Origin of the sequence: Trabulsiella odontotermitis (genome assembly GCF_030053895.1) — a bacterium.
In the GTDB taxonomy this organism is placed as follows: Bacteria; Pseudomonadota; Gammaproteobacteria; order Enterobacterales; family Enterobacteriaceae; genus Trabulsiella; species Trabulsiella odontotermitis_C.
In genome coordinates this window covers 21010-43996 of the sequence record NZ_CP125781.1, presented here as the reverse complement: position 1 = coordinate 43996, position 22987 = coordinate 21010, and the positions used below count along the sequence as shown (strand labels likewise).

Below are 22987 nucleotides of genomic sequence, written 5' to 3'. Positions count from 1 at the left end.
AAGCCACCGCCCGTTCAGAGAGTTTCTCTCTAATAACTAAAGCCAACGTGAACTTTTGCGGACCCCGTGGTCCGCTTTTTTTGCCTGAACGCTATACCAGACGCGCTTTTGCTGCGGCAATGGCCTGCGCTACTTGCGCCGGTGAGACGCCGCCTTTTGCTGCACGCTTGTCAAGACAGGACTGCAACGACAGGATTGGGTAGACATCGTCGCCAATCACGCTGCTGAATTTTTGCAGATCCGCCAGCGCCAGCGCTTCCAGCGGTTTACCCTGACGAATCGCTTCGACCACCGCTTCACCCACAATGTGGTGCGCTTCGCGGAACGGTACGCCTTTCGCCACCAGGTAATCCGCCAGCTCAGTGGCATTCGCGTAACCCTGCTGCGCCGCTTCCTGGCAACGCGGGCGTTTCACCTGAATGCCGTCCAGCACCAGCGCCGCCATATGCAGGCAATCAAGCCAGGTGTCGAGCGCGTCGAACAGCCCCTCTTTGTCTTCCTGCATGTCTTTGTTGTAGGCCAGCGGCAGCCCTTTCAGGGTCATCATCATGCCGGTCAGCGCGCCCTGCACGCGACCGCATTTGCCGCGGATGAGCTCCAGCGCGTCCGGGTTTTTCTTCTGCGGCATCAGCGACGAGCCGGAGGTCACCCGGTCAGACAGCTCAACAAACCCGGCTTCGCCAGAGTTAAAGAAAATCAGATCTTCAGCAAAGCGCGACAGATGCACCATGCCGATGGACGCGTCAGACAGCAGTTCCAGCACGTGGTCGCGGTCGGAAACGCTGTCGAGGCTGTTGCGGGTCGCCGAGGCGAAACCGAGCCAGCCAGCCAGTTGCTCACGGTCAATTTCATACGCCGTTCCCGCCAGCGCACCGCAGCCCAGCGGGCTGACATCCAGACGCTTCAGCGCGTCCTGCAGACGGCTTTCATCACGCGCCAGCATTTCGACATAAGCCAGACACCAGTGCGCAAAGGTCACCGGCTGGGCGCGTTGCAGGTGCGTGTAACCCGGCATCACCGCGTCCTGATTGCTCTGCGCCGTGTCCACCAGCGCGCTTTGTAACTGGCGGTTCGCCGTCAGCAGTTCGCCAACGGTATCTTTGCACCACAGTTTGAGATCGGTGGCGACCTGGTCGTTACGGCTGCGGCCGGTGTGCAGTTTTTTACCCAACTGACCGACTTTGTCGATGAGTTTCCCTTCCACCCAGCTGTGAATATCTTCCGCGTCACTGTCGAGAATTTGCTGCGGGTTCGCCTGAACCTCTTCCAGCAGCACGTTCAGCGCCGCTTCCAGTTGCTGCTGCTCGTCTGCGGTCAACACACCCACTGTCACCAGCGCTTTCGACCAGGCCACAGAGCCAACGATATCCTGCTCCGCCAGGCGATAGTCAAAGCGCAAAGAGTCGTTGAACTGTTTGAACCGTTGATCCGCTGCCTGAGTAAAACGCCCGCCCCAAAGTGCCATAACTTGCTTCCTTTAATCGTGAGTTTTGCCCGGTGGCGCTGTGCTTACCGGGCCTACAGATATGCAATAAATCTTACGCCAGAATACGTGTGCCAATCGGCGTGCCGTTGAACAGCGCCGGAAGCTGGTCCGCATGCCGCCACGAGGCGATATCCACCGGGCGACCAAGCGCACGGGCCGCATCCAGCGCCGCGTTCACTTTCACAATCATACCGTCGGTGATGATACCCTGGTCAATCAGTTGTTCCGCTTTGGCGGCGGTCATTTCGGCGATGCGCTGGCCTTTACCGTCCAGAATACCGCTGACGTCCGACAGCAGGATAAGATCCGCACCCAGTGTCGCCGCCAGCGCCGTCGCCGCCTGATCAGCGTTGACGTTCATCAGTTGCCCTTCGTCAGTGACGCCAATGGAGCTGACCACCGGCAGAAAACCGCCATCCAGCAGCGAGGTAATCAGCGCAGGCGAACCCGGCTGCGCCAGTCCAACATGGCCGAGCGCTTCATCGAGCTGGGTCACTTTTACGCTGTCGCCATCGCCAAGATAGAGGCCGACGGACGGAATATGGTGCTTTTTCGCCCATGCCAGCAGCGTTTTATTTGCCGTTCCCGCCAGCGCGCCGGTGATGATGTCTATCTGATCGGCAGGCGTGACGCGCAGGCCGTTTTTCTTTTTCACCGGCAGGTTAAGCTGTTTCATCAGCTCATCCACTACGCAACCACCACCGTGAACAATAACCAGCGGACGCTGATGAGATTCACGATAATTAACCAGCGCGGTAAACAGGCGCTCCAGCGCCTCTTCACTATCCAGCAGTACACCACCGAGTTTGATAATTAAAGGATTCATCATCACACCTTAAAGAAGAGACTGTGTTTCGGGGTAGCCGAAACGAATGTTTGCGCATTGTACCGCCTGAGCCGCGGCGCCTTTCAGCAGGTTATCTTCTGCTGCCACGATAATCAGATGTTCGCCATCCACTGCAAAGCCAATGTCGCAGAACGGCAGCCCCTCGACGCCTTTCAGCGTCGGGACGCCGGTGTCATACAGGCGCACCAGCGGTTTGCTGGCATACGCCTGCTGATAGATCTCAGCAATACGCGGACGGGTCACGCCTGCGTTCAGACGGCAGGTGATGGTTTCGAGGATCCCGCGCTTAAAGTTACCCAGATGCGGCGTGAAAATCACTTCCGCCCTCAAATGGGTGGTGATTTCCGGGTGATGGCGATGGTTAAAAATGCCGTACGGCTGCAGGCTCACTTCGCAGAAACTGTTGGACATCGCGGCTTTACGCCCCGCGCCGCTGACGCCGCTGGTGGCGTTGATCACCGGCCACTGGTTCAGATTGAGCACCCCGGCATCAATCAGCGGTTTCAACGCCAGCTGTGCCGCCGTCGGGTAACAGCCCGGCACCGCGATCAGATTCGCCTCTTTCACTGCATCGCCGTTCCACTCCGCCAGTCCGTAGGCAGCCTGCGCCAGCCATTCCGGGTGCTGATGAGTGAAACCGTAGAATTTTTCATAGAAGGTGGCATCGTTGACGCGAAACGCCCCTGAGAGATCGAACACCACACAACCGACGGCGAGGAACTGCGGCGCCAGATCGTGGCTGACTTCGTGGGCGGTGGCGAGAAACACCACGTCCACGCCGCCGCTAAATTCGCTGATGTCTGACATCGGCTGCAATGGCAGATCCACCACGCCTTTCAGCTGCGGATGCAAATCAGATATTAACTTTCCTGCATCATTGCTTTGCGCTGAGACCGTCAAAGCGGTTATGTTCATATGCGGATGACGATTTATGTAACTCACCAGCTCAGCACCTGCATAACCGCTGGCGCCTACAATCAGCGTATTCAACATCGGGTTCCTTTAAGCTCAACGATAATGTATTTTTATTCACTAATTTTGCATGAATATTGATACTATCATGACCTGAGGTGTGTCAACAATGAAAAACGATTTACCGCCATTTCTCGAGATTTATCGCGCATTAATCGCCACTCCCTCGATCAGCGCAACGGAAGAAGCGCTCGATCAGAGTAATGCGACTTTAATCAATCTGCTGGCCGACTGGTTCACCTCTCTCGGGTTCACCGTCGAGGTACAGCCGGTACCGGGAACGCGCAATAAATTCAACCTACTGGCCAGTACCGGCAGTGGTGCTGGCGGACTGTTGCTCGCAGGACACACGGATACCGTCCCCTTTGACGACGGACGCTGGACGCGCGATCCCTTTACGCTGACCGAACATGACAACAAGCTCTACGGTCTCGGTACCGCAGACATGAAAGGGTTCTTTGCCTTTATTCTTGATGCCCTGCGTGACGTTGACGTGACGCAGTTAAAAAAACCGCTCTACATCCTGGCGACTGCCGACGAAGAAACCAGCATGGCGGGGGCGCGTTATTTTGCGGAAACCACCGCTTTGCGCCCGGACTGCGCCATCATCGGTGAACCGACCTCGCTGCAGCCAGTGCGCGCCCATAAAGGCCACATCTCCACCGCCGTGCGAGTGCTCGGCCAGTCAGGCCATTCCAGCGATCCGGCGCGCGGGGTGAATGCCATTGAGCTGATGCACGACGCCATCGGCCATATTCTGCATCTGCGCGATGATCTGAAATCGCGTTATCACTACGATGCCTTCACGGTGCCGTACCCGACGCTCAACCTCGGTGCGATTCACGGTGGTGATGCGTCAAACCGCATTTGCGCCTGCTGTGAGCTGCATATGGATATTCGTCCGTTACCGGGCATGACGCTGGCAGATTTAAACGGCCTGCTGAACGAGGCGCTGGCACCGGTCAGCGAGCGCTGGCCGGGCAGACTGACGGTGTCGGAGCTGCACCCGCCGATCCCCGGCTACGAATGTCCGCCGGATCATCAGCTGGTGCAGGTGGTGGAAAAGCTGCTTGGTACGCACACCGACGTGGTGAATTACTGTACCGAAGCGCCGTTTATTCAGACCCGCTGTCCGACGCTGGTGCTCGGCCCGGGCTCCATTAATCAGGCGCATCAGCCGGATGAATACCTCGACACGCGATTTATCAAACCCACGCGTGAGCTGATCACCCAGGTGGTGCATCACTTTTGCTGGCACTGACCGCCCGCCCTTTTCCTGCGGGGACAGGGCGGCGTGATGATTTACAACCCCAGGTCGCTTAACCCTGGATGGTCGTCTGGGCGACGCCCCTGCGGCCAGTGGAACAGGCGCTCGCTTTCGGCAATCGGCAAATCGTTGATGCTGGCGAAGCGCTTGCGCATCAGGCCGTTCTCGTCAAATTCCCAGTTCTCGTTGCCGTAGGAGCGGAACCAGTTACCGCTGTCGTCGTGCCATTCATAGGCAAAACGGACGGCGATACGGTTATCGCTGTACGCCCAGATCTCTTTAATCAGGCGATATTCCTGTTCGCGGCGCCACTTGCGGGCGAGGAATTCGACAATCTCCTCGCGCCCGGTGACGAAATCGCTGCGGTTGCGCCAGACGCTGTCCGGCGAGTAGGCCAGCGATACTTTCTGTGGATCGCGGCTGTTCCAGCCATCTTCGGCAGCACGCACTTTCTGGATAGCGCTCTCCCGCGTAAACGGCGGCAGCGGGGGTCGTTGTTCAGACATGATCTTCTCCCTTCGACATTAATTTCTCTTTTAGCTGCTGGTTTTCGTGTTCCAGCTCCGCGATGCGTGTTTGCAGCGTCTGGCTGTATTCAGCCACCTGCTGCGTGGTGTAGCGCGGCGTAATGTGCTGCGGACAGTTCCAGTCAAACGCCATCAGGTGAAACAGATACACCCGCTCAATGCGTGCGCGATAGTCAGGCAGCGTTACCTGCGCCAGCAGTTCCGGTGCCGCTTCCGGCGCGAACACTTCCACAGTGGCATAGATTTTCAGCCTGGCACGGCGCGGGTAATCCATCAAAAACAAACAGGCGCGATCACTGCCACGCAGGTTTCCGCTAGTGATGTACTGCCGGTTGCCACTGAAATCGGCCATCGCCAGGGTCTGGTCGTCAATCATTCGCAGAAACCCTGCCGGCCCGCCGCGGTGCTGAAGGTACGGCCAGCCACTTTGTGACACCGTTGCCATGTAAAAACTGTCGCGACTGGCAATCATCGCTTCTTCGCTGGCAGTAAACCGGTCAGAGGTCCGCCCGGGACGCGGGTGCTGCCACAGCGCATCGCTGCCCATTTCATGCTGAACGTCCATCACGTCCGGTGTCATGGCGATGTCGAGAAATCCCAGGGCCATCATTCACCTCTGCATTACGTTGTTGTCTTCTGTCGCGATGATGGACTCTGCCAGCACAAATGATAATACTGAGAGTTCAGCAAACATCTTTCCGAAAAACGGGAGAATCATGGATCGTCTTGAAGCCATGGCGCTGCTGGTGAAAGTCAGCGAACTGGGCAGCATGTCGGCAGTGGCGCGGGCGCTGAATACACCGCTAACCACTGTCAGCCGCAATATTGCCGAGCTGGAAAACCGTCTCGGCGTGCGCCTGCTGACGCGCACCACCCGCAAACTTACGCTGACGGATGCCGGTGTGGATTACGTCGCGGCAGCACAACGCATTCTGGAAGAGGTGGAAAACGCCGAACGGCGCGCTACCGGGGAATATCAGGAGCCAAAAGGGGAACTGGCGATCAGCGCCCCGACAATGTTTGGCCGCCTGTATGTGCTGCCGGTGGTGACGGAATTTCTCGCCCGCTATCCGCAAATCACCCTTCGCCTGCTGCTGAGCGACCGCAACGTCGACCTGATTGGCGAACATATCGATCTGGCCGTGCGCATCGGTCAGTTGCCGGACAGCTCCATGGTGGCGACCCGCGCCGGAGAGATGCGTATCGTCACCTGCGCCAGCCCGGCGTTGCTGGAAAAGTACGGCCCCCCCGCCAGACCAGAGGCTCTCGCGGCGCTGCCGTACATTCGTATTGAATCGCCGATGCCGTTCAGCTACTGGCGATCGCAGGAGCAACGTCCGGCGCTCTCAGTCACCAACCCGGAAACCGCCGCCGATGCCGCCAGGCTGGGCGCAGGGGTGGCAAGACTGCTGCATTACCAGGCCATCGAAGGGCTGCGGCGCGGCGAGTTGTCGCTGATCCTCGACGCTTTCGAGCCGCCACCGGTGCCGGTGCATCTGCTCTACGCCTCGCGCGATCTCACGCCGCTGAAGCTGCGTAAGTTCATCGATTTCGCGGCACCCGCGCTGCGCCTCGCCCTCCAGCAGATTGCCCGCACGGCCTAATGATGGATCGACTTCAGCGCTCTCGACAGGTCATCCATACTCAGTCATCCTCTTTGTAATAATTAATTCCATTTGCTCTACCACAATTTGGAATATAATATTCCTTAGCATGACACAGGTGCATAAAAACGAGGTAAAAATGAGTATTGACCTGAGTAAGTTACTGACCGAACGCCGCAACAGCAACAGCGCTGACATCGACACCCTCTCCACCGAAGCGATGCTGGCGGTGATCAACCAGGAAGACCAGCAGGTGCCGCACGCCATTACCCCTTATCTGCCGCAGATCGCGCAGGTGGTTGATCGCGTTGCCGCAGCGATTCAGGCAGGCGGGCGTCTGATTTACATCGGCGCTGGCACGTCCGGGCGGCTGGGGATCCTCGATGCCAGCGAATGCCCGCCGACGTTTGGCACGCGCCCGGAACAGGTGGTGGGGCTGATTGCCGGAGGGCATAAAGCCATTCTCAGCGCAGTAGAAAATGTTGAAGACAATAAAGCGCAGGGCGCTGCCGACCTGCAGGCCATCCAGTTCAGCGAACGCGACGTGCTGGTGGGGCTGGCCGCAAGTGGGCGCACGCCGTACGTCATTGGTGCGATGGAATACGCGAAAACCTGCAACGCCTTTGTGGCTATCGTCAGTTGCAACCCGCACGGCGAAATGGCGAAACTGGCGGACGTCGCCATCACCCCGGTGGTCGGCCCGGAAGTGGTTACCGGCTCCACACGCCTGAAAGCAGGCACCGCGCAGAAACTGGTGCTGAATATGATCTCTACAGGCGCCATGATCCGCGTCGGCAAGGTCTACAGCAACCTGATGGTGGATGTGGAAGCGACCAATGCGAAGCTGATTGAGCGCCAGGTCTCCATTGTGATGGAAGCCACCGAGTGCTCGCGCGACACGGCGCAACAGGCACTGGCCGCCTGCGGTCGCCACTGTAAAACCGCCATCGTGATGGTGCTGGCGAATCTCAGCGCCGACGAGGCCCGTACGCTGCTGACCGACAATCACGGCTATATCCGTCAGGCGCTGAATCACGCCTGAACCCCACACAGGACATCATGAATGGCGAAAATAACACAAGAGATGATAGCCCGGATCCTGTCCCATGTGGGCGGCGCCGGAAACGTGGCGCAGGCCGGGAACTGCATGACGCGCCTGCGTCTGACACTGCGCAATGACAGTCAGGCCGATGTAGCCGCCATCCGCCAGATAGACGGCGTGTTGGGGGTGATTGTCAGCGATGAGCAATTCCAGGTGGTGCTTGGCCCCGGCAAGGCCCACACCGCGGCGGAGATGATGAATCAGTTGCTCGACGCCGCGCCCGCCGCCGACAACCCGTCATTGCAGGAGATGGCGGCCGCCAAAAAGCAGGAGCTGAAGGGCAAGCAAACCAGCAGCGTACAGAAATTTCTGGCGAAGTTCGCCACTATCTTCACGCCGTTAATTCCCGGGTTTATCGCCGTCGGGCTGCTGCTCGGTTTTGCGACGCTGGCCGAACAGATGTTCGTGCTGGAAAATGCGCATCCCAACGCCACGCTGGTGGCGCTCATCGGTTATATGAAAGTATTCAGCAAGGGTATGTTTACCTTCCTGAGCATTCTGATTGGCTATAACGCGCAGAAAGCCTTCGGCGGCTCCGGCGTCAACGGGGCGATTATCGCGTCGCTGTTTGTCCTCGGCTACAACCCGGATGCCACCAGCGGATTTTATTCAGGCATTTCAACGTTCTTCGGTCACGGCATCGATCCACGCGGCAATATCATCGGCGTGCTGATCGCCTCCATGCTGGGCGCATGGGTGGAAAAACGGGTGCGCAGCGTAATACCTGCCAACCTCGATATGATCCTCACCTCTGCCATCACGCTACTGATTATGGGCGCCATCACTTTTATCGTCATCATGCCGCTCGGCGGTTATCTGTTTACCGGCATGTCGTGGCTGTTCCTGCATCTTAATGGCAACCCGTTCGGGTCGGCGGTCCTGGCGGGACTGTTCCTGCTGGCCGTGATGTTCGGCGTGCATCAGGGGTTTGTACCTGTCTATTTTGCGCTCATGGACGCCCAGGGCTTCAACTCGCTGTTCACCATTCTGGCGATGGCGGGCGCGGGGCAGGTCGGCGCGGCGCTGGCGCTCTTTTTCCGTGCGAAGGCAGGCGCGCTGCTGCGTACACAGATTAAAGGGGCGATCATCCCCGGCTTCCTCGGCATTGGCGAGCCGCTGATTTACGGTGTGACGCTGCCGCGCATGAAACCGTTTGTCACCGCCTGTCTGGGCGGCGCCTGCGGCGGGTTCTTCATCGGGATGGTGGCGTGGATGGGCCTGCCGGTAGGGCTGAATACGGTCTTTGGCCCGTCGGGTCTGGTGGCGCTGCCGCTAATGACCTCCGGTCACGGCATTTTCGCCGGAATGGCGGTGTACGCGGCGGGGCTATGCGTGGCCTATCTCTGCGGGTTTGTCCTGACCTGGCTGTTTGGCAGCAAGGATGTGGATTTAAGCTGACGCCGAAATCCCTGTGCTATGATGTCCTCCGAAACAAAAAGTGAGAGAAAACAGCGAAGAGGACATCATGGGCTCCACCAGAAAAGGGATGATGAACGTGCTGATCGCCGCCATTTTGTGGGGCAGTTCGGGCGTTTGTGCGCAGTACATTATGGAGCAGAGCCAGATGTCATCAGGGTTTCTGACCATGACGCGTCTGCTGTTTGCCGGCACCATCCTGTTAACGCTCTCTTTTGTCCACGGCGATAAGATTTTCGCCGTCTTCCGTCACCGGCAAGACGCGCTGAGCCTGCTGATTTTCACGCTGGTGGGGGCGTTGACGGTACAACTGACCTTCCTGCTGACCATCGAAAAATCTAACGCCGCGACCGCCACCGTGCTGCAGTTTCTCTCGCCGACGATCATTGTCGCGTGGTTTGCGCTGGCGAAACGCGTTCGTCCGGGCATGCTGGTGATCATTGCGATTCTGACATCGCTTATTGGCACGTTTTTGCTGGTCACCCACGGTAACCCGACATCGCTCTCTGTCTCCGCGGCGGCGCTGTTCTGGGGCATTGCTTCCGCATTTGCGGCGGCGTTTTACACCACATTTCCGTCAACACTTATCGCTCGTTACGGCACGTTGCCGGTTGTTGGCTGGAGCATGCTGCTCGGTGGTATTGTACTGTTGCCGTTTTACGCCGCGCAGGGTTCGCAGGTCGCCATCACCGGCAATCTGATACTGGCCTTTTTCTACTTTGTGGTGATCGGCACCGCGCTGACCTTCAGCCTGTATCTGAAAGGCGCGCAGTTGATTGGCGGGCCAAAAGCCAGCATTCTGAGCTGTACGGAGCCACTGAGCAGCGCGCTGCTGTCCCTGCTGCTGTTAGGCGTGACGTTTACGCTGCTCGACTGGCTCGGTACGCTGCTGATCCTCTCCTCGGTGATCCTGATTTCGCTGGATTCGCGCAGAAGAGTGAAACCGGGGCTGTAAGCGCTTACTTAATCTTCACCTTCGTCGCCACCAGCAGCGCCGTCAGCAGCATCAGCGTGCCGGACAGCGCCAGCGGCGACAGCAGCCCGAAATGGTCGAGCGCAAAACCGCCGACCGCGGCTCCGCAGGTGTTCGCTAATTGGATCACCGCCACCTGAATGGAACCGGCTTTTTCCGCCTGGTCGGAGAGCGAGCGAGTGATCCACGTTGACCAGCCGACCGGCACCAGCGCAAACGCAAAGCCCCAGATAATCGCCACCGCCGACGCGACAATTTTGTCATGGCCCCAGAACATCAACGTCACCGCGCTTAGCGCCAGTACCAGCGGCGCACAGGCCAGTGCAGCTTTCACTGAACGCTTAAGAATGACCGACGACAACGAGGTGCCGATGAAACTGGCGATACCAAAGCTCAGTAGCACCAGCGTCAGTCCATCGACGTCAAAGCCCGCCAGGGTCATATACACCGGGCGAATGTAGGTGAAAAACGAGAACTGACCGGCAAAGGCCATGAAAATCGCGATCATCCCGGCTAACACGCCGGGGCGCTTCAACAGGCCAAACATGTTCTGCTGCTGCGCCGTTTCGCCGGGCAGCGACGGTAGCGCCTTCACCACCCAGACAATGCACAGCAGCCCCATCAACGCCGCGCCGTTAAACACATTGCGCCAGCCGATAATGCCGCCGAGGAAACTGCCCAGCGGGGCGGCGATCACCAGCGCAATCGACACGGCGCCAAAAATCACCGACAACGCTTTCGGCACCACGCGCGACGGCACGAGGCGCATCGTCAGCGACGCCGACATCGCCCAGAAGCCGCCAAGCGCGAGACCCAGACAGGCACGCCCCAGTAACAACAGGGCAAAACTGTTGGAAAACGAGACCAGCAGGCAGGAGAGCGTCAGTAACACGGCGAAGAGGATAACCACGTAGCGGCGATCGGTTTTACCGATGATATGGGTGATAAACAGGCTGGCGAACATCGCCACAAACGCGGTGGTAGTGACTGACTGCCCGGCCACGCCTTCGGTGATGCCGAGATCCTGCGCCATTGGCGTCAGCAGGCTGACTGGCAGAAATTCCACGGTAATCAGGCATGCCACACAAAACGCGACCGCAAAGACGGCTGACCAGTTGGCGCGGGAGATCACATCAGCGGTTTTTTTACTTTCTGCGCATTCACTCATCGGTTATCGGGTGTCCAGAAAAGGGTGGCGGGTCGCGCAGTGTATCATTTTCACTGTGACGAATTTAACGTTTTGCCAACTTTTCCGGCGGCTCAGTGCAGCCAGTGAACACCCTCTTCCGGCAGATACAGCGCATTGTAGCGGGTCTGGAAGGCGTTGAGTTCCCAATGGTCCGGCTCCAGTTCGCGCAGGAAACCCTGCGCCAGACGAAGCTGGGCATCGGTGATCGGCGCGTCCAGCCGCGCTTTTTGCATCAGGCGATGCCAGTAGCGCATGTTCTGTTCGCTGCCATCGACGATAAACACCTGCCAGATCAGCAGCACCTGCGCCGCGTTTTGCAGATGCGCCTCGTTCGGTCTTTCCAGATAGCGGAGAAATTCGTTGCCTGCGGACTTGCCCATCTGATCGATCATCGATTCCACCGGCTCCGGCGTGATCGCCAGGCGCTCGCTCAGGCGGCGGATAGCACGGCGGGAATCAGAGGTCAGCACCCGGAATCCCACAATAAAGACGACCACCAGCGTGGCCAACATCAACCAGATCATGCAACCTCTCACGTTGTCTCTGCGTTCACATCATAAAGGGAATTCCTTTCAAGTCGACAGGGAGATAAAAAAACGCGCTTACCGTAATGATAAGCGCGCGAAAACGGACAATCTCAAGGAAGACGGGATCACATCACCCCGGTGGTGACGTGGAACGTGCGGGTTTGTTGCGGCGCCAGTTCGATCAGGCTGCCGTTGCGTTGCGCTGCCAGGAACCCTTCCGGGCGACAGGTGGCCGGTAGCGCAAACGCCGCCACCTGCTGATCGCCGTTGTAGAGGATCCAGCGCGTCACATAATTCAGCTCGTTACTGGAGAACCGGGTAACGAACGTGGTGCCATCTGGCGCGATCATCTTAAATTCCGGCGTTCGGGTGTAGCGGTCGAGCTTATCACCGAAAAAGACGATTTCCGGATCGCAGAACTCTGGCGCATTGAGCGTCTTCAGCGATACCTCGCCCTGCAAAATACGCTGGTTGAAAGCCAGCCACTGCGGCGTCGGTTTCACATGCGCCGGAACGGACTCCCGTAGCGTCAGTACCTCGTCAGGGAAATTCTGCGCAAAGGTCGCCTGCGGCACATAGGCGTAATTCATGTGGCACATGTACTGCAACGGCATCGCCACTGACGCGAGGTTGGTCACCGACATTGTGATATCAAACAGCGCGCTCGCTTTATGCAGCGCCACCGTCGGGCTTGCGTGATAGTGATGACCGAAGCCCATCACGTATTCGTAACCACCACCGATGCGCAGCGTGTCGCCATCAAGCTCCAGCCAGGCATCATCCATGGTCGCACAGGCCATTTCGCCATGCAGCGGGTGCGTGTCTTCCGGCGACGGGCAGCCGTTAGCCAGCAGACCGGAGTGAAACGCGAAACAGCCGTAGGTTTCAACGACCTCGTTCGCCGGTTTAGGCTGGCGGAACATGTTGCGCATCGTCAGGTCGTGACCGTCGAATTGCGCATCCCAGATCATCTGCCCCATCCACGGCAAAATAACCAGATGACCGCGGCTGTTTTGCAGGCGTAACCCTTCTATGCCGCTGTCATAGCGAAACGCTGTGACCGAGAAATCGCTGTTTTCCAGCAGGACGCGGGGCTGTTCGGTAAACAACTGGCGCCATAACGGAATTCGGGTTGTCATGGTCGTTCTCCTTAAGATGCCGTGGCTTCTTCACCCAGCGTGCGACGAACTTTCAGCTCACGCCAGAAGTAGATCCCGACGTAGACGAAGCACAGCATCGACACCAGGAAGGAAACCTGTAACGAATGGAACATGTCAGCGACATAACCCTGAATGGCCGGAACTACCGCCGCGCCGACAATCGCCATCACGATAACGGCACCCGCCATTTCGGTGTGTTCGTTATCAACGGTGTCCAGTGTCCCGGCGTAAATCGTCGCCCAGCAGGGTCCAAACAGCACACTCACCAGCACTGCGACATACACCGCGCTGAAGCTCGGTACCAGCGCGACATAGGCGAGGAACAGCGCACCGACGACGGAGTACATGATCAGCACTTTTTCCGGGTTGAAGCGCGTCATCAGAATGTTGGCGATAAACTTCCCGATGAAGAAGCAGGCGAAGCTGTAGACCATGAAGTTTGAGGCGTCGCGTTCGTTGATATCTCCCAGTTCCAGCGCCAGTCGAATGGTGAATGACCAGACAGCCACCTGCATGCCGACATACAGGAACTGCGCGAGAATACCGCGGCGGAAGCGGGCGTTAGTCGCCAGATAACGCAGCGTGTCCATCGCTGACGGGCGCTTGTGCGTGGCGGTCTGCTCGACTTTACATTTCGGGAAGCGGGTAAACAGGAACAGCACCAGCACAACCACCAGCACCATAATCATGTACTTATAGGGTTCGAGGGTGTTTTCGAGCATCAGCACTTTGAAGTTATGTACCTGCTCCGCCGTCATACCCGCCATCTGTTTTTCCAGGCTTTCGCCTTCGGAGAACACCAGATATTTACCCAGCAGGATGCCGGAGGCTGCGCCAATCGGGTAGAAGGTCTGGCTGATATTCAGGCGCAATGTTGCCCACTGTTTCGGACCAATCATCGAACTGTAGGTGTTCGCCGCGGTCTCAAGGAAGCTCAGACCGATGGCGATAGCGAAAATCGCCGCCAGGAACATGGTGTAGGTTGCCATGTGCGAGGCCGGGAAAAACAACGTACAGCCGACAATATAAAGCGTTAAGCCAATTAATATCGCGACTTTATAGGTGCTATTTTTAATCACTAACGACGCCGGGATAGCAATTAAAAAATAACCGCCATAAAACGCACTTTGCACCAGTGCGGAGGCAAAGTTACTCAGTGAAAATACGCTCTTAAACTGGGTAATGAGAATATCATTTAACGCAGCGGCGCATCCCCATAATGGAAATAAACAGGATAACAAAATAAACTGGAACAGAGGGGTTTTATTCAGATACCCGTCAGGCATCTGAACGATGTTTTTATCGTTCATAGTGCTACCTTTAACTGTACAGAGTTTTATTTTTCGTTTAACGCCAGATACTCATTGAATTGTTCAATGCTGGGATAAGACGACTGAGTGCCTTTCCCGGTGACGCTAAACGCGGCAAAGAGAGCGGCTTTTTTCATCGCGAATTCCACGTCACCACTCTGAACATAGTAATGCGCAAAGCAGCCAATGAAGGCATCGCCTGCGCCGCTGGTGTCGATGGCATTGACTTTAAAAGCAGGCACGTGGACTTCCTGATCGCGGGTCATCCACAGCGCGCCTTTTTCACCCATGGTAACGATAATATTATTGAGCCCCATTTCTAACAGCGAGCGGGCAGCAATTCGAATATTATCGTAGGTGTTGACTGGCATACCGGTGAGTATTTCCAGTTCAGTTTCATTAGGAATAAAGAAATCACATTTACAGGCATAAGACATATCCAGTTCACGTAATGCCGGGGCTGGATTCAATAACACCTTAATACCATGTTTTTTACCAAACTCAATGGCGTGATAAACCGTTTCGAGCTGGACTTCGAGTTGTAAAACAATTAATTGACACTTCTTCAGATCTTCTGCCGCGCGGTCAATATCTTCCGGCGACAAAAATTTATTTGCACCTTTAATAATCAGAATGCTGTTGCTGGAATTGGCGTTAACGAAGATCGGCGCCACGCCGCTGCTGGTGCAGGGCACTTTTTCAACATAGGTGGTGTTGATACCCCAGGACTCTAAATTACGGATGGTGTTGTCAGCAAAAATGTCATCGCCGACTTTGGTCAGCATCATGACTTTGGAATTGAGCTTAGCGGCTGCCACCGCCTGGTTCGCGCCCTTTCCGCCACAGCCAATCTTGAATGCGGGCGCTTCGAGGGTTTCCCCCTCTTTTGGCATCTGGTTGGTGTAGGTAATGAGATCAACCATGTTGGAGCCGATAACCGCGATATCCATGTTTACTTCCTCTCTGAAACAATCACACTGCAATGATATTATCGAAACATTATCATGTTACTTTTGTATCATTTGTGATTCTGATCGCGATTAAAAGATCATTTAACTGTTTATTTCTTGATCACCTGTTTTTGTGATGAGGATAACATCGTGCAAAATCAGCGAAATAAAAACATGATAACATACTGATATATATCACATTAATATTGGTTAAGCGCAGCGTTACGGGCTTTCTTTTCAGCGGGCGGCGCAGTATAGTAAAGCGCAGACAGGGTGTTGCGTACGCATCAGGTAATGTTACTTTGAAAACATTAAGAGCCAACAGGGACAGGTTCTTACAGCGGAGAGAGTGAATGGAAACCAAGCAAAAAGAACGCATTCGTCGTTTGGTGGAGCTGTTAAAGAAAACAGATCGTATTCACCTTAAAGATGCCGCACGCATGCTTGAAGTCTCCGTGATGACCATTCGTCGCGACTTAAGCCCGGACAACAACGGTGACGATGCGCTGCCGCTGACGCTGCTCGGCGGCTACATTGTAATGGTGAACAAACCGACGTCGGTCACCGCGCCGAACGTCAAGGAAAAAACCCATCACCCGGACGACTTACCGGTTGCGATTCTCGCCGCCGGGATGGTGGCGGAAAACGATCTGGTCTTTTTTGACAACGGCCCGGAAATGCCGCTGGTCATCAGTATGATCCCGGACGACATCACCTTCACGGGGATCTGCTACTCGCACCGTGTATTTATGGCGCTGAATGACAAACCCAACGCCACGGCCATTCTCTGTGGCGGCACCTATCGCGCAAAGAGCGATGCCTTTTATGACAGCAGCAACCCCTCAATTCTTGATTCGCTGAATCCGCGTAAAGTGTTTATCTCGGCCAGCGGCGTTCATGAGCATTACGGCGTGACCTGGTTTAATCTTGATGACCTCGCTACCAAGCGAAAAGCCCTGCAGCATGGCCTGCGGAAAATCCTGCTGGCGCGCTACGCCCTGTTTGACGACGTGGCGCCCGCCAGCATTGGCCCGCTTTCGGCCTTTGATGTACTGATAAGCGATCGCCCGCTGCCGGCAGAGTATGCCACCCACTGCCGGAACGGATTTGTGAAAGTCATTACGCCAGATTCAGACGGCGAATAACTTATTCAAAGAACAGCCCGAGTTTGTTAAAGACGCCCGGATCACTCTGGTGGCGGACGATGTGGACTACGTCCTCAAGTTTATCTATCTGGCTTATCATCTGCTCCAGCCGCTGATCATTGTTGACCAGTAGCCAGATGCGGCTTTTGTCGCTGTTCTGGATCGGCAGACAGAGAATGCCCTCGACGTTAAACGCGCGGCGGGCGAACAGCCCGCAGACGTGAGTCATTACGCCCGGGTGGTTGCGCACGGTGAGTTCCAGAATCACGTTGTCATGTGTCGGTTGTTGCATGGCTTATTCCCCCACCATTTCAGTATTTGCCGCACCCGGCGGAACCATCGGATAGACTTTCTCTTCAGCATCAATGCGTACGTGGATCAACGCCGGACCGGGACGCGCGATAATCTCCTGCAACGCCGCCTGCGGATCGTCCGCTGTGGTTAAGTCGCAGGTTTGCAGTCCAAACCCGGTCGCAATCTGCATGAAGTTGATCATGCCCGGATAGGTCGCTGCAAAAACGCCCTGCTTGTAGAACAGGCTCTGCTGCTGGTGCACCAGCCCCAGCGCTTCGTTATTCATCAGAATAATTTTGACGTCGAGATTATTTTCGGCAGCCGTCGCCATCTCCTGAATATTCATCATCAAACTACCGTCGCCGGAGAAGCACAGCACTTTGCGGTGCGGATTCGCCAGCGCCGCGCCGACGGCGGCAGGCAGACCAAAGCCCATGGTGCCCAGACCGCCGGAGGTCAGCCACTGGCGCGGACGGTTCAGCGGATAAGCCTGCGCCACCCACATCTGATGCTGGCCGACATCGGTGGTAATGATAGCGTCGTCATCGACACAAGCCGCGACCGCGTTAATCAGCCCGTAATGGGTCAGCGGATCGCCGCCGGTCGGGATGGCGGACGGGAATTCCTGCTGCAGCGCCGCAACCAGCTGGCGCCATTCGTCACGCGGCGTGGCGTCGATCAGCGGCATCAGCTGTTCCAGCACTTCACCCACGTCGGCCTGAATCGCCACGTGCGGCTGTTTGATTTTACCCAGCTCCGCGCGGTCGATGTCGACGTGAATAATCTTCGCGTTGGGGCAGAACTGCTCGGTTTTGCCAATCGCCCGGTCATCAAAACGCGCGCCCAGTACCACCAGCAAATCCGACTCCTGCAGGATAAAATTGGTACTCCGCGCACCGTGCATGCCCAACATGCCCAGCGACAGCGGATGCGCTTTCGGCAGAATGCCCAGCGCCATTAAGGTCATGGTGGTCGGCAGACTGGCCTTCTCCGCCAGCTTGCGCACCTGCTCCGCCGAGGCAACCACACCACCGCCCAGATAGAGCACCGGACGACGGGCCGCGTTGATCATCGCCGCCGCTTCACGAATATCCTCCAGACGGAACACTGGCGCAGGCGCCCGCCCGCCAGGTACCGGCAGATCAGCAATGTCGATTTCCGCCGTCTGTACGTCTTTGGGAATGTCGATCCACACCGGTCCCGGACGGCCTGACTGCGCAATGCGGAAGGCATCGCTAATCACCTGCGGTAACTCGCTGATGTGGCGGACTAAGTAGTTGTGCTTGGTGATGGGAATTGAAATGCCGTAGGTGTCCACTTCCTGAAAGGCATCCGTACCGATAAGCGAGGAAGAGACCTGCCCGGTAATGCAGACCAGCGGAATGGAATCCAGCCGCGCATCGGCAATCGCCGTGACCAGGTTGGTCGCGCCCGGCCCACTACAGGCCATACAAACTGCCGGTTTGCCCTGCGTACGCGCCATACCCTGTGCAATGAACCCTGCGCCCTGCTCGTGGCGCGCCAGTACATGGCGGATCTGCGTGCTTTGACTTAACGCATCATACAACGGCAGCACTGTCCCTCCCGGGATACCTGCCACGGTAGTGATGCCCTGTCGCTCCAGTAAATGAACGATTAACTGCGCACCGGTGTAACGCGTGCTTTGTGAGGTTTTGCCCGAACTTGCCATGCTCCAGTCCTTTTCTTCTGGGCCGACTTACCTGGCGAGTTCCTTAAACGAAAAACCCCGCCCGGTTTGCGCCGGCGGGGTTTTGGAATCGTGTGTTCCGGACCCTACGGCGCATTGCCGACGACCACCACCACACGCACGACGACCACCGCGGCGAGTTGCGCGGTGTTTAGTAGGTTCGTCGTATGCATGGAAGCGTTCATTTGGGACCAGCCTGTGATTCATCAATTGGATTTATACAAACACAGGTTTGGCTGGCAGACAACGGAATTATTTTCATCAGCAGAAAATCTGCGCCTCCGGTCACGTTTCGTTTTGCAGCAACCGAAAACAAAAAACCCCGCCGGAGCGAGGTTTTTATCGACAGGGTTTGCGGGTGGTAGCCGCAGAACACACTGTGTTACGTCAACGGTCAAAGTATACGCGATCGCAGGCGAGCGCGCAATTTTCGGCACGGATTTTGACGTGTTGAGTATGGTACAGCCAGGCGAATTTGTCCAAAAAATACTGTTCATGCATACAGTGTTTATCTATAATGAACCTGTTCACTTTGTGAGATTCGGGGGCCGCATGTTACACGGGCGCAACGAAGTCCTGGCTGAAACGGGTGGTGCCGTCAGTGCCTTACCCCTGAGAGAGCACACTGTGTTACGTCAACAACGCGGTTGGTTACAGGCGGTGGAAAGGTACGCCAACCCGCAGTGCTCCTTTACCTGAGGAGACGCGTATGGGCGTGATGGATATGATCATTCTTATCCTCAAACTCATTGTTGCTGTACTGCAACTGCTTGATGCTGTCCTGAAATACTTTCGGTAATTCAGGTTCAGGTCGCACCTAAGAGGGGCGGGCAACCGCCCCTCTTTCATCACGAGGGAGTGTTATGATGCGTTTACTTATTGAGCCGATTACCCCCGCAGAGCCCGGTTATATCGCGCTTAAGACGGAAAGCCTGACGCACCATTTCAACATGCTGCGCAGGCTCGAAGAGAGCTGGCTGCGCGGCGAAAATCAGTTCAATGCACCAGGTGAAAAGCTGTTAGGCGCGTTCCTGAACGGCAGACTGGTAGGCATCTGCGGCCTTAACCGCGATCCCTTCAGCCAGTTACCACGCGCCGGACGTATTCGTCATCTCTACATCAGCAAAGCCTGGCGCAGAGCGGGCATTGGCAAACAGCTGCTGACCACCGTCATGGCCGATGCCAGCATCTGGTTTGATTTCCTCAATACCCACGCCCCACAAGCGGCGCACGGCTTTTATCAGAAAATGGGCTTTGTGCCGGTCACTGGCGAATCCCGCGTTACTCATCGCCTGTTCTGCTCGATCTGACCTGCGCGCCACAGGCAGGGCAGAACTGGCAACATAACTTGCCGAAATCGTTTACAAAACCTGCCTGCTGCCGTCTCACCATTCGCCTTCACAATGGTTAAGTTGTCATCATGCTGTGGTAGATTCCTCCCGCATTTATGGGTATTCCTGGCGATTTATTCTTCACTTTCTCTTTTTTTAAGACGTAACATTCGACATGAAAAGGCATAAGAACTTCAATTTGTTGTTGATGTTGGTTCTGCTGGTGGCCGTCGGACAGATGGCGCAAACCATCTACATCCCGGCTATTGCGGATATGGCGCTGGAATTACAGGTCCGGGAAGGTGCGGTACAAAGCGTGATGGCGGCCTATCTGCTGACCTATGGCATCTCGCAGCTGTTTTATGGCCCGCTCTCGGATCGCGTTGGCCGACGCCCGGTGATCCTGATCGGAATGACGATTTTTATGCTGGCGACGCTGGTCGCCATTACCACACACAGCCTGCTGGTCTTGATTGCAGCCAGCGCGCTGCAAGGGATGGGCACTGGCGTGGGTGGCGTGATGGCGCGGACACTGCCGCGCGATCTGTACGAAGGTACGCAGCTTCGTCATGCCAACAGTTTGTTAAATATGGGGATTCTGGTCAGCCCGCTGCTGGCGCCGCTGATTGGCGGTCTGCTGGATACCGCCTGGGGCTGGCGCGCCTGCTATGGTTTCCTGTTGGCGCTGTGCGTCATCGTGACCTTCAGCATGGCGCGCTGGATGCCAGAAACGCGCCCGAAAGAAGCGCCGCGCACCCGCCTCATCACCAGCTATAAAACCCTGTTCGGCAGCACCGCATTCAACTGTTATCTGCTGATGTTAATCGGCGGGCTGGCGGGTATTGCGGTCTTTGAAGCCTGCTCCGGTGTGCTGCTCGGTGGCGTCCTCGGCCTCAACAGTATGGTGGTCAGTATTCTGTTTATTTTGCCGATCCCCGCCGCCTTCTTTGGTGCCTGGTTTGCTGGTCGTCAGAACAAACGTTTTTCGTCGTTGATGTGGCAATCGGTGATTAGCTGCCTGCTGGCGGGTCTGATGATGTGGATCCCCGGTCTGCTCGGTGTCATGACCGTCTGGACGTTGCTGATCCCCGCAGCGCTGTTTTTCTTCGGCGCCGGCATGTTGTTCCCACTGGCGACCAGCGGCGCGATGGAGCCGTTCCCGTTTCTCGCCGGGACCGCAGGCGCACTGGTGGGCGGCCTGCAGAACATCGGCTCCGGCGTGCTGGCATGGCTGTCGGCAATGATGCCGCAGACAGGTCAGGGCAGCCTCGGCCTGTTGATGATGCTGATGGGTCTGCTGATCCTGTTGTGCTGGCTGCCGCTGGCGTCACGCTTCAACCAGCATCAACAGACCATCTAGTTACGGTTGCAGCATTACCATCAGTTCGACGGGTGAACGGTGCTGCTTAATCAGATCCCGCATCACTTTCATATAGGGTGCGGTATAAGTGAAAAAGCGCTGATAGCCTTCGCATAAGGCGCTCACGCCGTCAGCGGTGCGATGTTTCGGACAATCGCCATTGCACAACTGGCGCATGTGACACTCCTGGCATGCCTGCGGCAGCAAGGATTTTTTGTTCTCGCCAAAGGCGATCGCCGCCGGGCTGCGGTTCATCTCTGCAAGTGTGGTGTGATGAATGTTGCCCAGTCGGTGCTGCGGATAGACAAAGTGATCGCACTGGTAGACATCGCCATTGGCCTCCAGCGCAAACGCGTGACCGCAGGTTTCACTCTGCGCGCACATCTGCGAGGGGTAACCGCTCCAGGCACCGAGCGTTGAATCAAAAAGCTGCACGTAAGTGCGGCCCACATCTTCCCGTACCCAGACGTCAAACACCGTGGTGAGGAAGTCGCCCCAGGCTTCCGCCGTAACCGATTCCGCGCTCGGTTCGCCATTTTTATCCAGCTCCATCAGAGGAATGAACTGGATAAACGGTGTGCCCTGACGACGCAAATAACGGTACACCCGTTCGGCATGCTGGCTGTTTTGCCGGTTCACCACCGTCAGCAGATTGAAATCAACGCGATGGGCGACCAGCCGGGCAATCGCCTCCATGACTTTAAAATGCGTCGGTTTACCGCTGCGGTTGACCCGCCAGGTGTCATGGAGATCGGCCGGGCCATCAAGCGAAATTCCCACCAGCCAGTCGTTGTCATGGAAAAAACGACACCACGCGTCGGTGATCAGTATCCCATTGGTTTGAAAGGCGTTATGGATGCGTTTCCCGTCCGCGTACTGCATTTGCAGGGCAACGACGCGACGGAAGAAATCGAGGCCGCACAACGTCGGCTCACCCCCCTGCCAGGCAAACTGCACGTCCTTTCCCGGCTGAGCGTCAATCTGTTGGCGGATAAATGACTCAAGAGTGGCATCATCCATGACTTCATTTTTGGGCTTATCAAGGTAGTAGCAATAACGGCATTTGAGGTTACACCGCGAGCTGGCTGGCTTAGCCATCACGTGACATCCTGTCATACAGCATCCTTTAAAAATATGGCGATTTGTCTTAAGTGCGTTACAGCAAACAATAATGCGAGGGAAAGGACCGCGAGGGAGATCAAAAATTTGTCACGCACTGCTCGCGGTTGGGCGAAATCGCTCTTATTGACGTCCATCACGTTACGATTTCGGGTGTATCGCCATAAAATAATGCTGACCACTGCCAGCAGGCAGAGGGAGATCCAGAACGGCAAGCCTGATTGATGCCAGTTATGTTTTACCGCCAGCGCCATCAGCGCGCCATAACCCAGCAACGTACGAAACCAGGCCAGCGACGTACGCTCAGGCTGCAGACCAGGATCCTGCTGGCGACGCGTTTTGCGGCTATCCGGCATACAGCACCAACCCCATCACGGTTACCGCCACCACCATCAAAATGATGCTGATAATCAGCAGGCTGTGCGTATAGGGTAAATCTTCTTTCATCCGCATCGCTTTTTCATTTTTCAGCCAGCGCAGATAGCCGTAGATCGCCAGCATGCCGGCAAACAAGCACAGCAACAGCGCCAGCACTTCACGAATGAGCGGCGTGGCGAAATCGGGCGCCAGCTGATCTAACCCGACACCCGCCGCCAGAAACCCCAGCGCGGTGCGGATCCAGGCGAGATAAGTTCGTTCGTTAGCTAGCGAAAAACGGTAATCCGGCGCTTCGCCAAGGCGCGAAATTTTCATTGGATCT

Annotated in this window: 26 protein-coding genes; 10 read left to right on the top strand and 16 right to left on the bottom strand. The window is 56.5% G+C overall.

Going from position 1 to position 22987, the window contains the following annotated elements; all coding sequences use genetic code 11:
• Window positions 1–91 precede the first annotated feature (91 nt).
• From argH to argC, 3 genes are all read right to left on the bottom strand, one after another.
• Window positions 92–1465, bottom strand: a complete 1374-nt coding sequence (argH, locus tag QMG90_RS00215; RefSeq protein ID WP_283282059.1) for an argininosuccinate lyase — start codon at window positions 1463–1465, stop codon at window positions 92–94.
• A gap of 73 nt (window positions 1466–1538) precedes the next feature.
• Window positions 1539–2315: an acetylglutamate kinase gene (gene argB / locus QMG90_RS00210; RefSeq protein ID WP_283282057.1), complete on the bottom strand. Its 777-nt coding sequence runs from the start codon at window positions 2313–2315 to the stop codon at window positions 1539–1541.
• Window positions 2316–2321: 6 nt separating this feature from the next.
• Window positions 2322–3326: an N-acetyl-gamma-glutamyl-phosphate reductase gene (gene argC, locus QMG90_RS00205; RefSeq protein WP_283282055.1), complete on the bottom strand. Its 1005-nt coding sequence runs from the start codon at window positions 3324–3326 to the stop codon at window positions 2322–2324.
• An 88-nt stretch (window positions 3327–3414) separates the two neighbouring features.
• On the opposite strand from argC, the gene argE reads away from it, so the two are divergent.
• Window positions 3415–4566, top strand: a complete 1152-nt coding sequence (gene argE / locus QMG90_RS00200) for an acetylornithine deacetylase (protein WP_283282053.1) — start codon at window positions 3415–3417, stop codon at window positions 4564–4566.
• A gap of 41 nt (window positions 4567–4607) precedes the next feature.
• Here argE and QMG90_RS00195 read toward each other — a convergent pair whose 3' ends face one another.
• Window positions 4608–5078, bottom strand: a complete 471-nt coding sequence (locus QMG90_RS00195) for a nuclear transport factor 2 family protein (RefSeq protein WP_283282051.1) — start codon at window positions 5076–5078, stop codon at window positions 4608–4610.
• On the bottom strand, window positions 5071–5706 hold the full coding sequence (locus tag QMG90_RS00190) for a pyridoxamine 5'-phosphate oxidase family protein (RefSeq protein ID WP_283284026.1): 636 nt from the start codon (window positions 5704–5706) through the stop codon (window positions 5071–5073). The genes QMG90_RS00195 and QMG90_RS00190 overlap by 8 nt, the downstream gene beginning before the upstream one ends.
• Before the next feature lie 109 nt (window positions 5707–5815).
• On the opposite strand from QMG90_RS00190, the gene QMG90_RS00185 reads away from it, so the two are divergent.
• From QMG90_RS00185 to QMG90_RS00170, 4 genes are all read left to right on the top strand, one after another.
• A complete protein-coding gene (locus QMG90_RS00185) occupies window positions 5816–6703 on the top strand; it encodes a LysR substrate-binding domain-containing protein (RefSeq protein WP_283282048.1) in 888 nt (295 codons plus the stop codon).
• A 139-nt stretch (window positions 6704–6842) separates the two neighbouring features.
• Complete coding sequence (murQ, locus tag QMG90_RS00180; protein ID WP_283282046.1) at window positions 6843–7745, top strand: N-acetylmuramic acid 6-phosphate etherase; 903 nt, start codon at window positions 6843–6845, stop codon at window positions 7743–7745.
• Window positions 7746–7766: 21 nt separating this feature from the next.
• Entirely contained in the window at window positions 7767–9203 is a 1437-nt protein-coding gene (gene murP / locus QMG90_RS00175) for a PTS N-acetylmuramic acid transporter subunit IIBC (RefSeq protein WP_283282044.1), read from the top strand.
• Window positions 9204–9270: 67 nt separating this feature from the next.
• On the top strand, window positions 9271–10176 hold the full coding sequence (locus tag QMG90_RS00170) for an EamA family transporter (protein ID WP_283282042.1): 906 nt from the start codon (window positions 9271–9273) through the stop codon (window positions 10174–10176).
• 4 nt (window positions 10177–10180) lie between these two features.
• Here QMG90_RS00170 and nepI read toward each other — a convergent pair whose 3' ends face one another.
• From nepI to rbsK, 5 genes are all read right to left on the bottom strand, one after another.
• Window positions 10181–11362 (bottom strand): purine ribonucleoside efflux pump NepI, encoded by a 1182-nt coding sequence (gene nepI / locus QMG90_RS00165; protein WP_283282039.1) that lies wholly within the window; start codon window positions 11360–11362, stop codon window positions 10181–10183.
• A gap of 92 nt (window positions 11363–11454) precedes the next feature.
• Window positions 11455–11907, bottom strand: a complete 453-nt coding sequence (locus QMG90_RS00160) for a DUF1198 domain-containing protein (protein ID WP_283282037.1) — start codon at window positions 11905–11907, stop codon at window positions 11455–11457.
• Between the two features lie 128 nt (window positions 11908–12035).
• Complete coding sequence (locus tag QMG90_RS00155) at window positions 12036–13049, bottom strand: aldose 1-epimerase family protein (protein WP_283282035.1); 1014 nt, start codon at window positions 13047–13049, stop codon at window positions 12036–12038.
• Window positions 13050–13060: 11 nt separating this feature from the next.
• The gene (fucP, locus tag QMG90_RS00150; protein WP_038161191.1) at window positions 13061–14380 is read right to left on the bottom strand and encodes an L-fucose:H+ symporter permease; all 1320 of its coding nucleotides are present in this window, start codon (window positions 14378–14380) and stop codon (window positions 13061–13063) included.
• 26 nt (window positions 14381–14406) lie between these two features.
• Window positions 14407–15330 (bottom strand): ribokinase, encoded by a 924-nt coding sequence (gene rbsK, locus QMG90_RS00145; protein WP_283282032.1) that lies wholly within the window; start codon window positions 15328–15330, stop codon window positions 14407–14409.
• Between the two features lie 353 nt (window positions 15331–15683).
• Between rbsK and QMG90_RS00140 the strand changes: the two genes are divergently transcribed.
• Window positions 15684–16475 (top strand): DeoR family transcriptional regulator, encoded by a 792-nt coding sequence (locus QMG90_RS00140; RefSeq protein ID WP_283282030.1) that lies wholly within the window; start codon window positions 15684–15686, stop codon window positions 16473–16475.
• Window position 16476: 1 nt separating this feature from the next.
• Here the strand turns inward: QMG90_RS00140 and ilvN are convergent, their stop codons facing one another.
• The 3 genes from ilvN to ivbL form a co-directional block, all read right to left on the bottom strand.
• Window positions 16477–16767 (bottom strand): acetolactate synthase small subunit, encoded by a 291-nt coding sequence (gene ilvN, locus QMG90_RS00135; protein WP_038161198.1) that lies wholly within the window; start codon window positions 16765–16767, stop codon window positions 16477–16479.
• Between the two features lie 3 nt (window positions 16768–16770).
• Complete coding sequence (gene ilvB, locus QMG90_RS00130) at window positions 16771–18459, bottom strand: acetolactate synthase large subunit (protein ID WP_283282027.1); 1689 nt, start codon at window positions 18457–18459, stop codon at window positions 16771–16773.
• Window positions 18460–18563: 104 nt separating this feature from the next.
• Complete coding sequence (gene ivbL / locus QMG90_RS00125) at window positions 18564–18662, bottom strand: ilvB operon leader peptide IvbL (protein WP_124965767.1); 99 nt, start codon at window positions 18660–18662, stop codon at window positions 18564–18566.
• Between ivbL and QMG90_RS22500 the strand changes: the two genes are divergently transcribed.
• The 4 genes from QMG90_RS22500 (at window position 18649) to emrD (ending at window position 21168) form a co-directional block, all read left to right on the top strand.
• Window positions 18649–19176 (top strand): hypothetical protein, encoded by a 528-nt coding sequence (locus tag QMG90_RS22500; protein ID WP_430381669.1) that lies wholly within the window; start codon window positions 18649–18651, stop codon window positions 19174–19176. The genes ivbL and QMG90_RS22500 overlap by 14 nt on opposite strands.
• 10 nt (window positions 19177–19186) lie before the next feature.
• On the top strand, window positions 19187–19276 hold the full coding sequence (gene tisB / locus QMG90_RS22495; RefSeq protein ID WP_038161205.1) for a type I toxin-antitoxin system toxin TisB: 90 nt from the start codon (window positions 19187–19189) through the stop codon (window positions 19274–19276).
• 64 nt (window positions 19277–19340) lie between these two features.
• Window positions 19341–19787, top strand: a complete 447-nt coding sequence (locus QMG90_RS00115) for a GNAT family N-acetyltransferase (protein ID WP_283282023.1) — start codon at window positions 19341–19343, stop codon at window positions 19785–19787.
• Window positions 19788–19983: 196 nt separating this feature from the next.
• Window positions 19984–21168: a multidrug efflux MFS transporter EmrD gene (emrD, locus tag QMG90_RS00110; protein ID WP_283282021.1), complete on the top strand. Its 1185-nt coding sequence runs from the start codon at window positions 19984–19986 to the stop codon at window positions 21166–21168.
• Here emrD and QMG90_RS00105 read toward each other — a convergent pair whose 3' ends face one another.
• Genes QMG90_RS00105 through QMG90_RS00095 form a run of 3 tightly spaced genes read right to left on the bottom strand, consistent with a single transcriptional unit; the run spans window position 21169 to window position 22980 of the window.
• Window positions 21169–22266 (bottom strand): anaerobic sulfatase maturase, encoded by a 1098-nt coding sequence (locus QMG90_RS00105; RefSeq protein WP_346733127.1) that lies wholly within the window; start codon window positions 22264–22266, stop codon window positions 21169–21171.
• 14 nt (window positions 22267–22280) lie between these two features.
• Window positions 22281–22643 carry a DUF202 domain-containing protein gene (locus tag QMG90_RS00100; protein ID WP_283282017.1) on the bottom strand — a complete coding sequence of 121 codons (363 nt, stop codon included), beginning with the start codon at window positions 22641–22643 and terminating at the stop codon, window positions 22281–22283.
• A complete protein-coding gene (locus QMG90_RS00095) occupies window positions 22633–22980 on the bottom strand; it encodes a YidH family protein (RefSeq protein WP_283282015.1) in 348 nt (115 codons plus the stop codon). Before QMG90_RS00095 ends, QMG90_RS00100 begins: the two co-directional genes overlap by 11 nt.
• Window positions 22981–22987: the final 7 nt, after the last annotated feature.

Coding starts and splice junctions, on each gene's coding strand:
- argH (WP_283282059.1), bottom strand. CDS start 1,465: ATGGCACTTTGGGGCGGGCGTTTTACTCAGGCAGCGGATCAACGGTTC.
- argB (WP_283282057.1), bottom strand. CDS start 2,315: ATGATGAATCCTTTAATTATCAAACTCGGTGGTGTACTGCTGGATAGT.
- argC (WP_283282055.1), bottom strand. CDS start 3,326: ATGTTGAATACGCTGATTGTAGGCGCCAGCGGTTATGCAGGTGCTGAG.
- argE (WP_283282053.1), top strand. CDS start 3,415: ATGAAAAACGATTTACCGCCATTTCTCGAGATTTATCGCGCATTAATC.
- QMG90_RS00195 (WP_283282051.1), bottom strand. CDS start 5,078: ATGTCTGAACAACGACCCCCGCTGCCGCCGTTTACGCGGGAGAGCGCT.
- QMG90_RS00190 (WP_283284026.1), bottom strand. CDS start 5,706: ATGGCCCTGGGATTTCTCGACATCGCCATGACACCGGACGTGATGGAC.
- QMG90_RS00185 (WP_283282048.1), top strand. CDS start 5,816: ATGGATCGTCTTGAAGCCATGGCGCTGCTGGTGAAAGTCAGCGAACTG.
- murQ (WP_283282046.1), top strand. CDS start 6,843: ATGAGTATTGACCTGAGTAAGTTACTGACCGAACGCCGCAACAGCAAC.
- murP (WP_283282044.1), top strand. CDS start 7,767: ATGGCGAAAATAACACAAGAGATGATAGCCCGGATCCTGTCCCATGTG.
- QMG90_RS00170 (WP_283282042.1), top strand. CDS start 9,271: ATGGGCTCCACCAGAAAAGGGATGATGAACGTGCTGATCGCCGCCATT.
- nepI (WP_283282039.1), bottom strand. CDS start 11,362: ATGAGTGAATGCGCAGAAAGTAAAAAAACCGCTGATGTGATCTCCCGC.
- QMG90_RS00160 (WP_283282037.1), bottom strand. CDS start 11,907: ATGATCTGGTTGATGTTGGCCACGCTGGTGGTCGTCTTTATTGTGGGA.
- QMG90_RS00155 (WP_283282035.1), bottom strand. CDS start 13,049: ATGACAACCCGAATTCCGTTATGGCGCCAGTTGTTTACCGAACAGCCC.
- fucP (WP_038161191.1), bottom strand. CDS start 14,380: ATGAACGATAAAAACATCGTTCAGATGCCTGACGGGTATCTGAATAAA.
- rbsK (WP_283282032.1), bottom strand. CDS start 15,330: ATGGATATCGCGGTTATCGGCTCCAACATGGTTGATCTCATTACCTAC.
- QMG90_RS00140 (WP_283282030.1), top strand. CDS start 15,684: ATGGAAACCAAGCAAAAAGAACGCATTCGTCGTTTGGTGGAGCTGTTA.
- ilvN (WP_038161198.1), bottom strand. CDS start 16,767: ATGCAACAACCGACACATGACAACGTGATTCTGGAACTCACCGTGCGC.
- ilvB (WP_283282027.1), bottom strand. CDS start 18,459: ATGGCAAGTTCGGGCAAAACCTCACAAAGCACGCGTTACACCGGTGCG.
- QMG90_RS22500 (WP_430381669.1), top strand. CDS start 18,649: ATGGAAGCGTTCATTTGGGACCAGCCTGTGATTCATCAATTGGATTTA.
- ivbL (WP_124965767.1), bottom strand. CDS start 18,662: ATGAACGCTTCCATGCATACGACGAACCTACTAAACACCGCGCAACTC.
- tisB (WP_038161205.1), top strand. CDS start 19,187: ATGGGCGTGATGGATATGATCATTCTTATCCTCAAACTCATTGTTGCT.
- QMG90_RS00115 (WP_283282023.1), top strand. CDS start 19,341: ATGATGCGTTTACTTATTGAGCCGATTACCCCCGCAGAGCCCGGTTAT.
- emrD (WP_283282021.1), top strand. CDS start 19,984: ATGAAAAGGCATAAGAACTTCAATTTGTTGTTGATGTTGGTTCTGCTG.
- QMG90_RS00105 (WP_346733127.1), bottom strand. CDS start 22,266: ATGGCTAAGCCAGCCAGCTCGCGGTGTAACCTCAAATGCCGTTATTGC.
- QMG90_RS00100 (WP_283282017.1), bottom strand. CDS start 22,643: ATGCCGGATAGCCGCAAAACGCGTCGCCAGCAGGATCCTGGTCTGCAG.
- QMG90_RS00095 (WP_283282015.1), bottom strand. CDS start 22,980: ATGAAAATTTCGCGCCTTGGCGAAGCGCCGGATTACCGTTTTTCGCTA.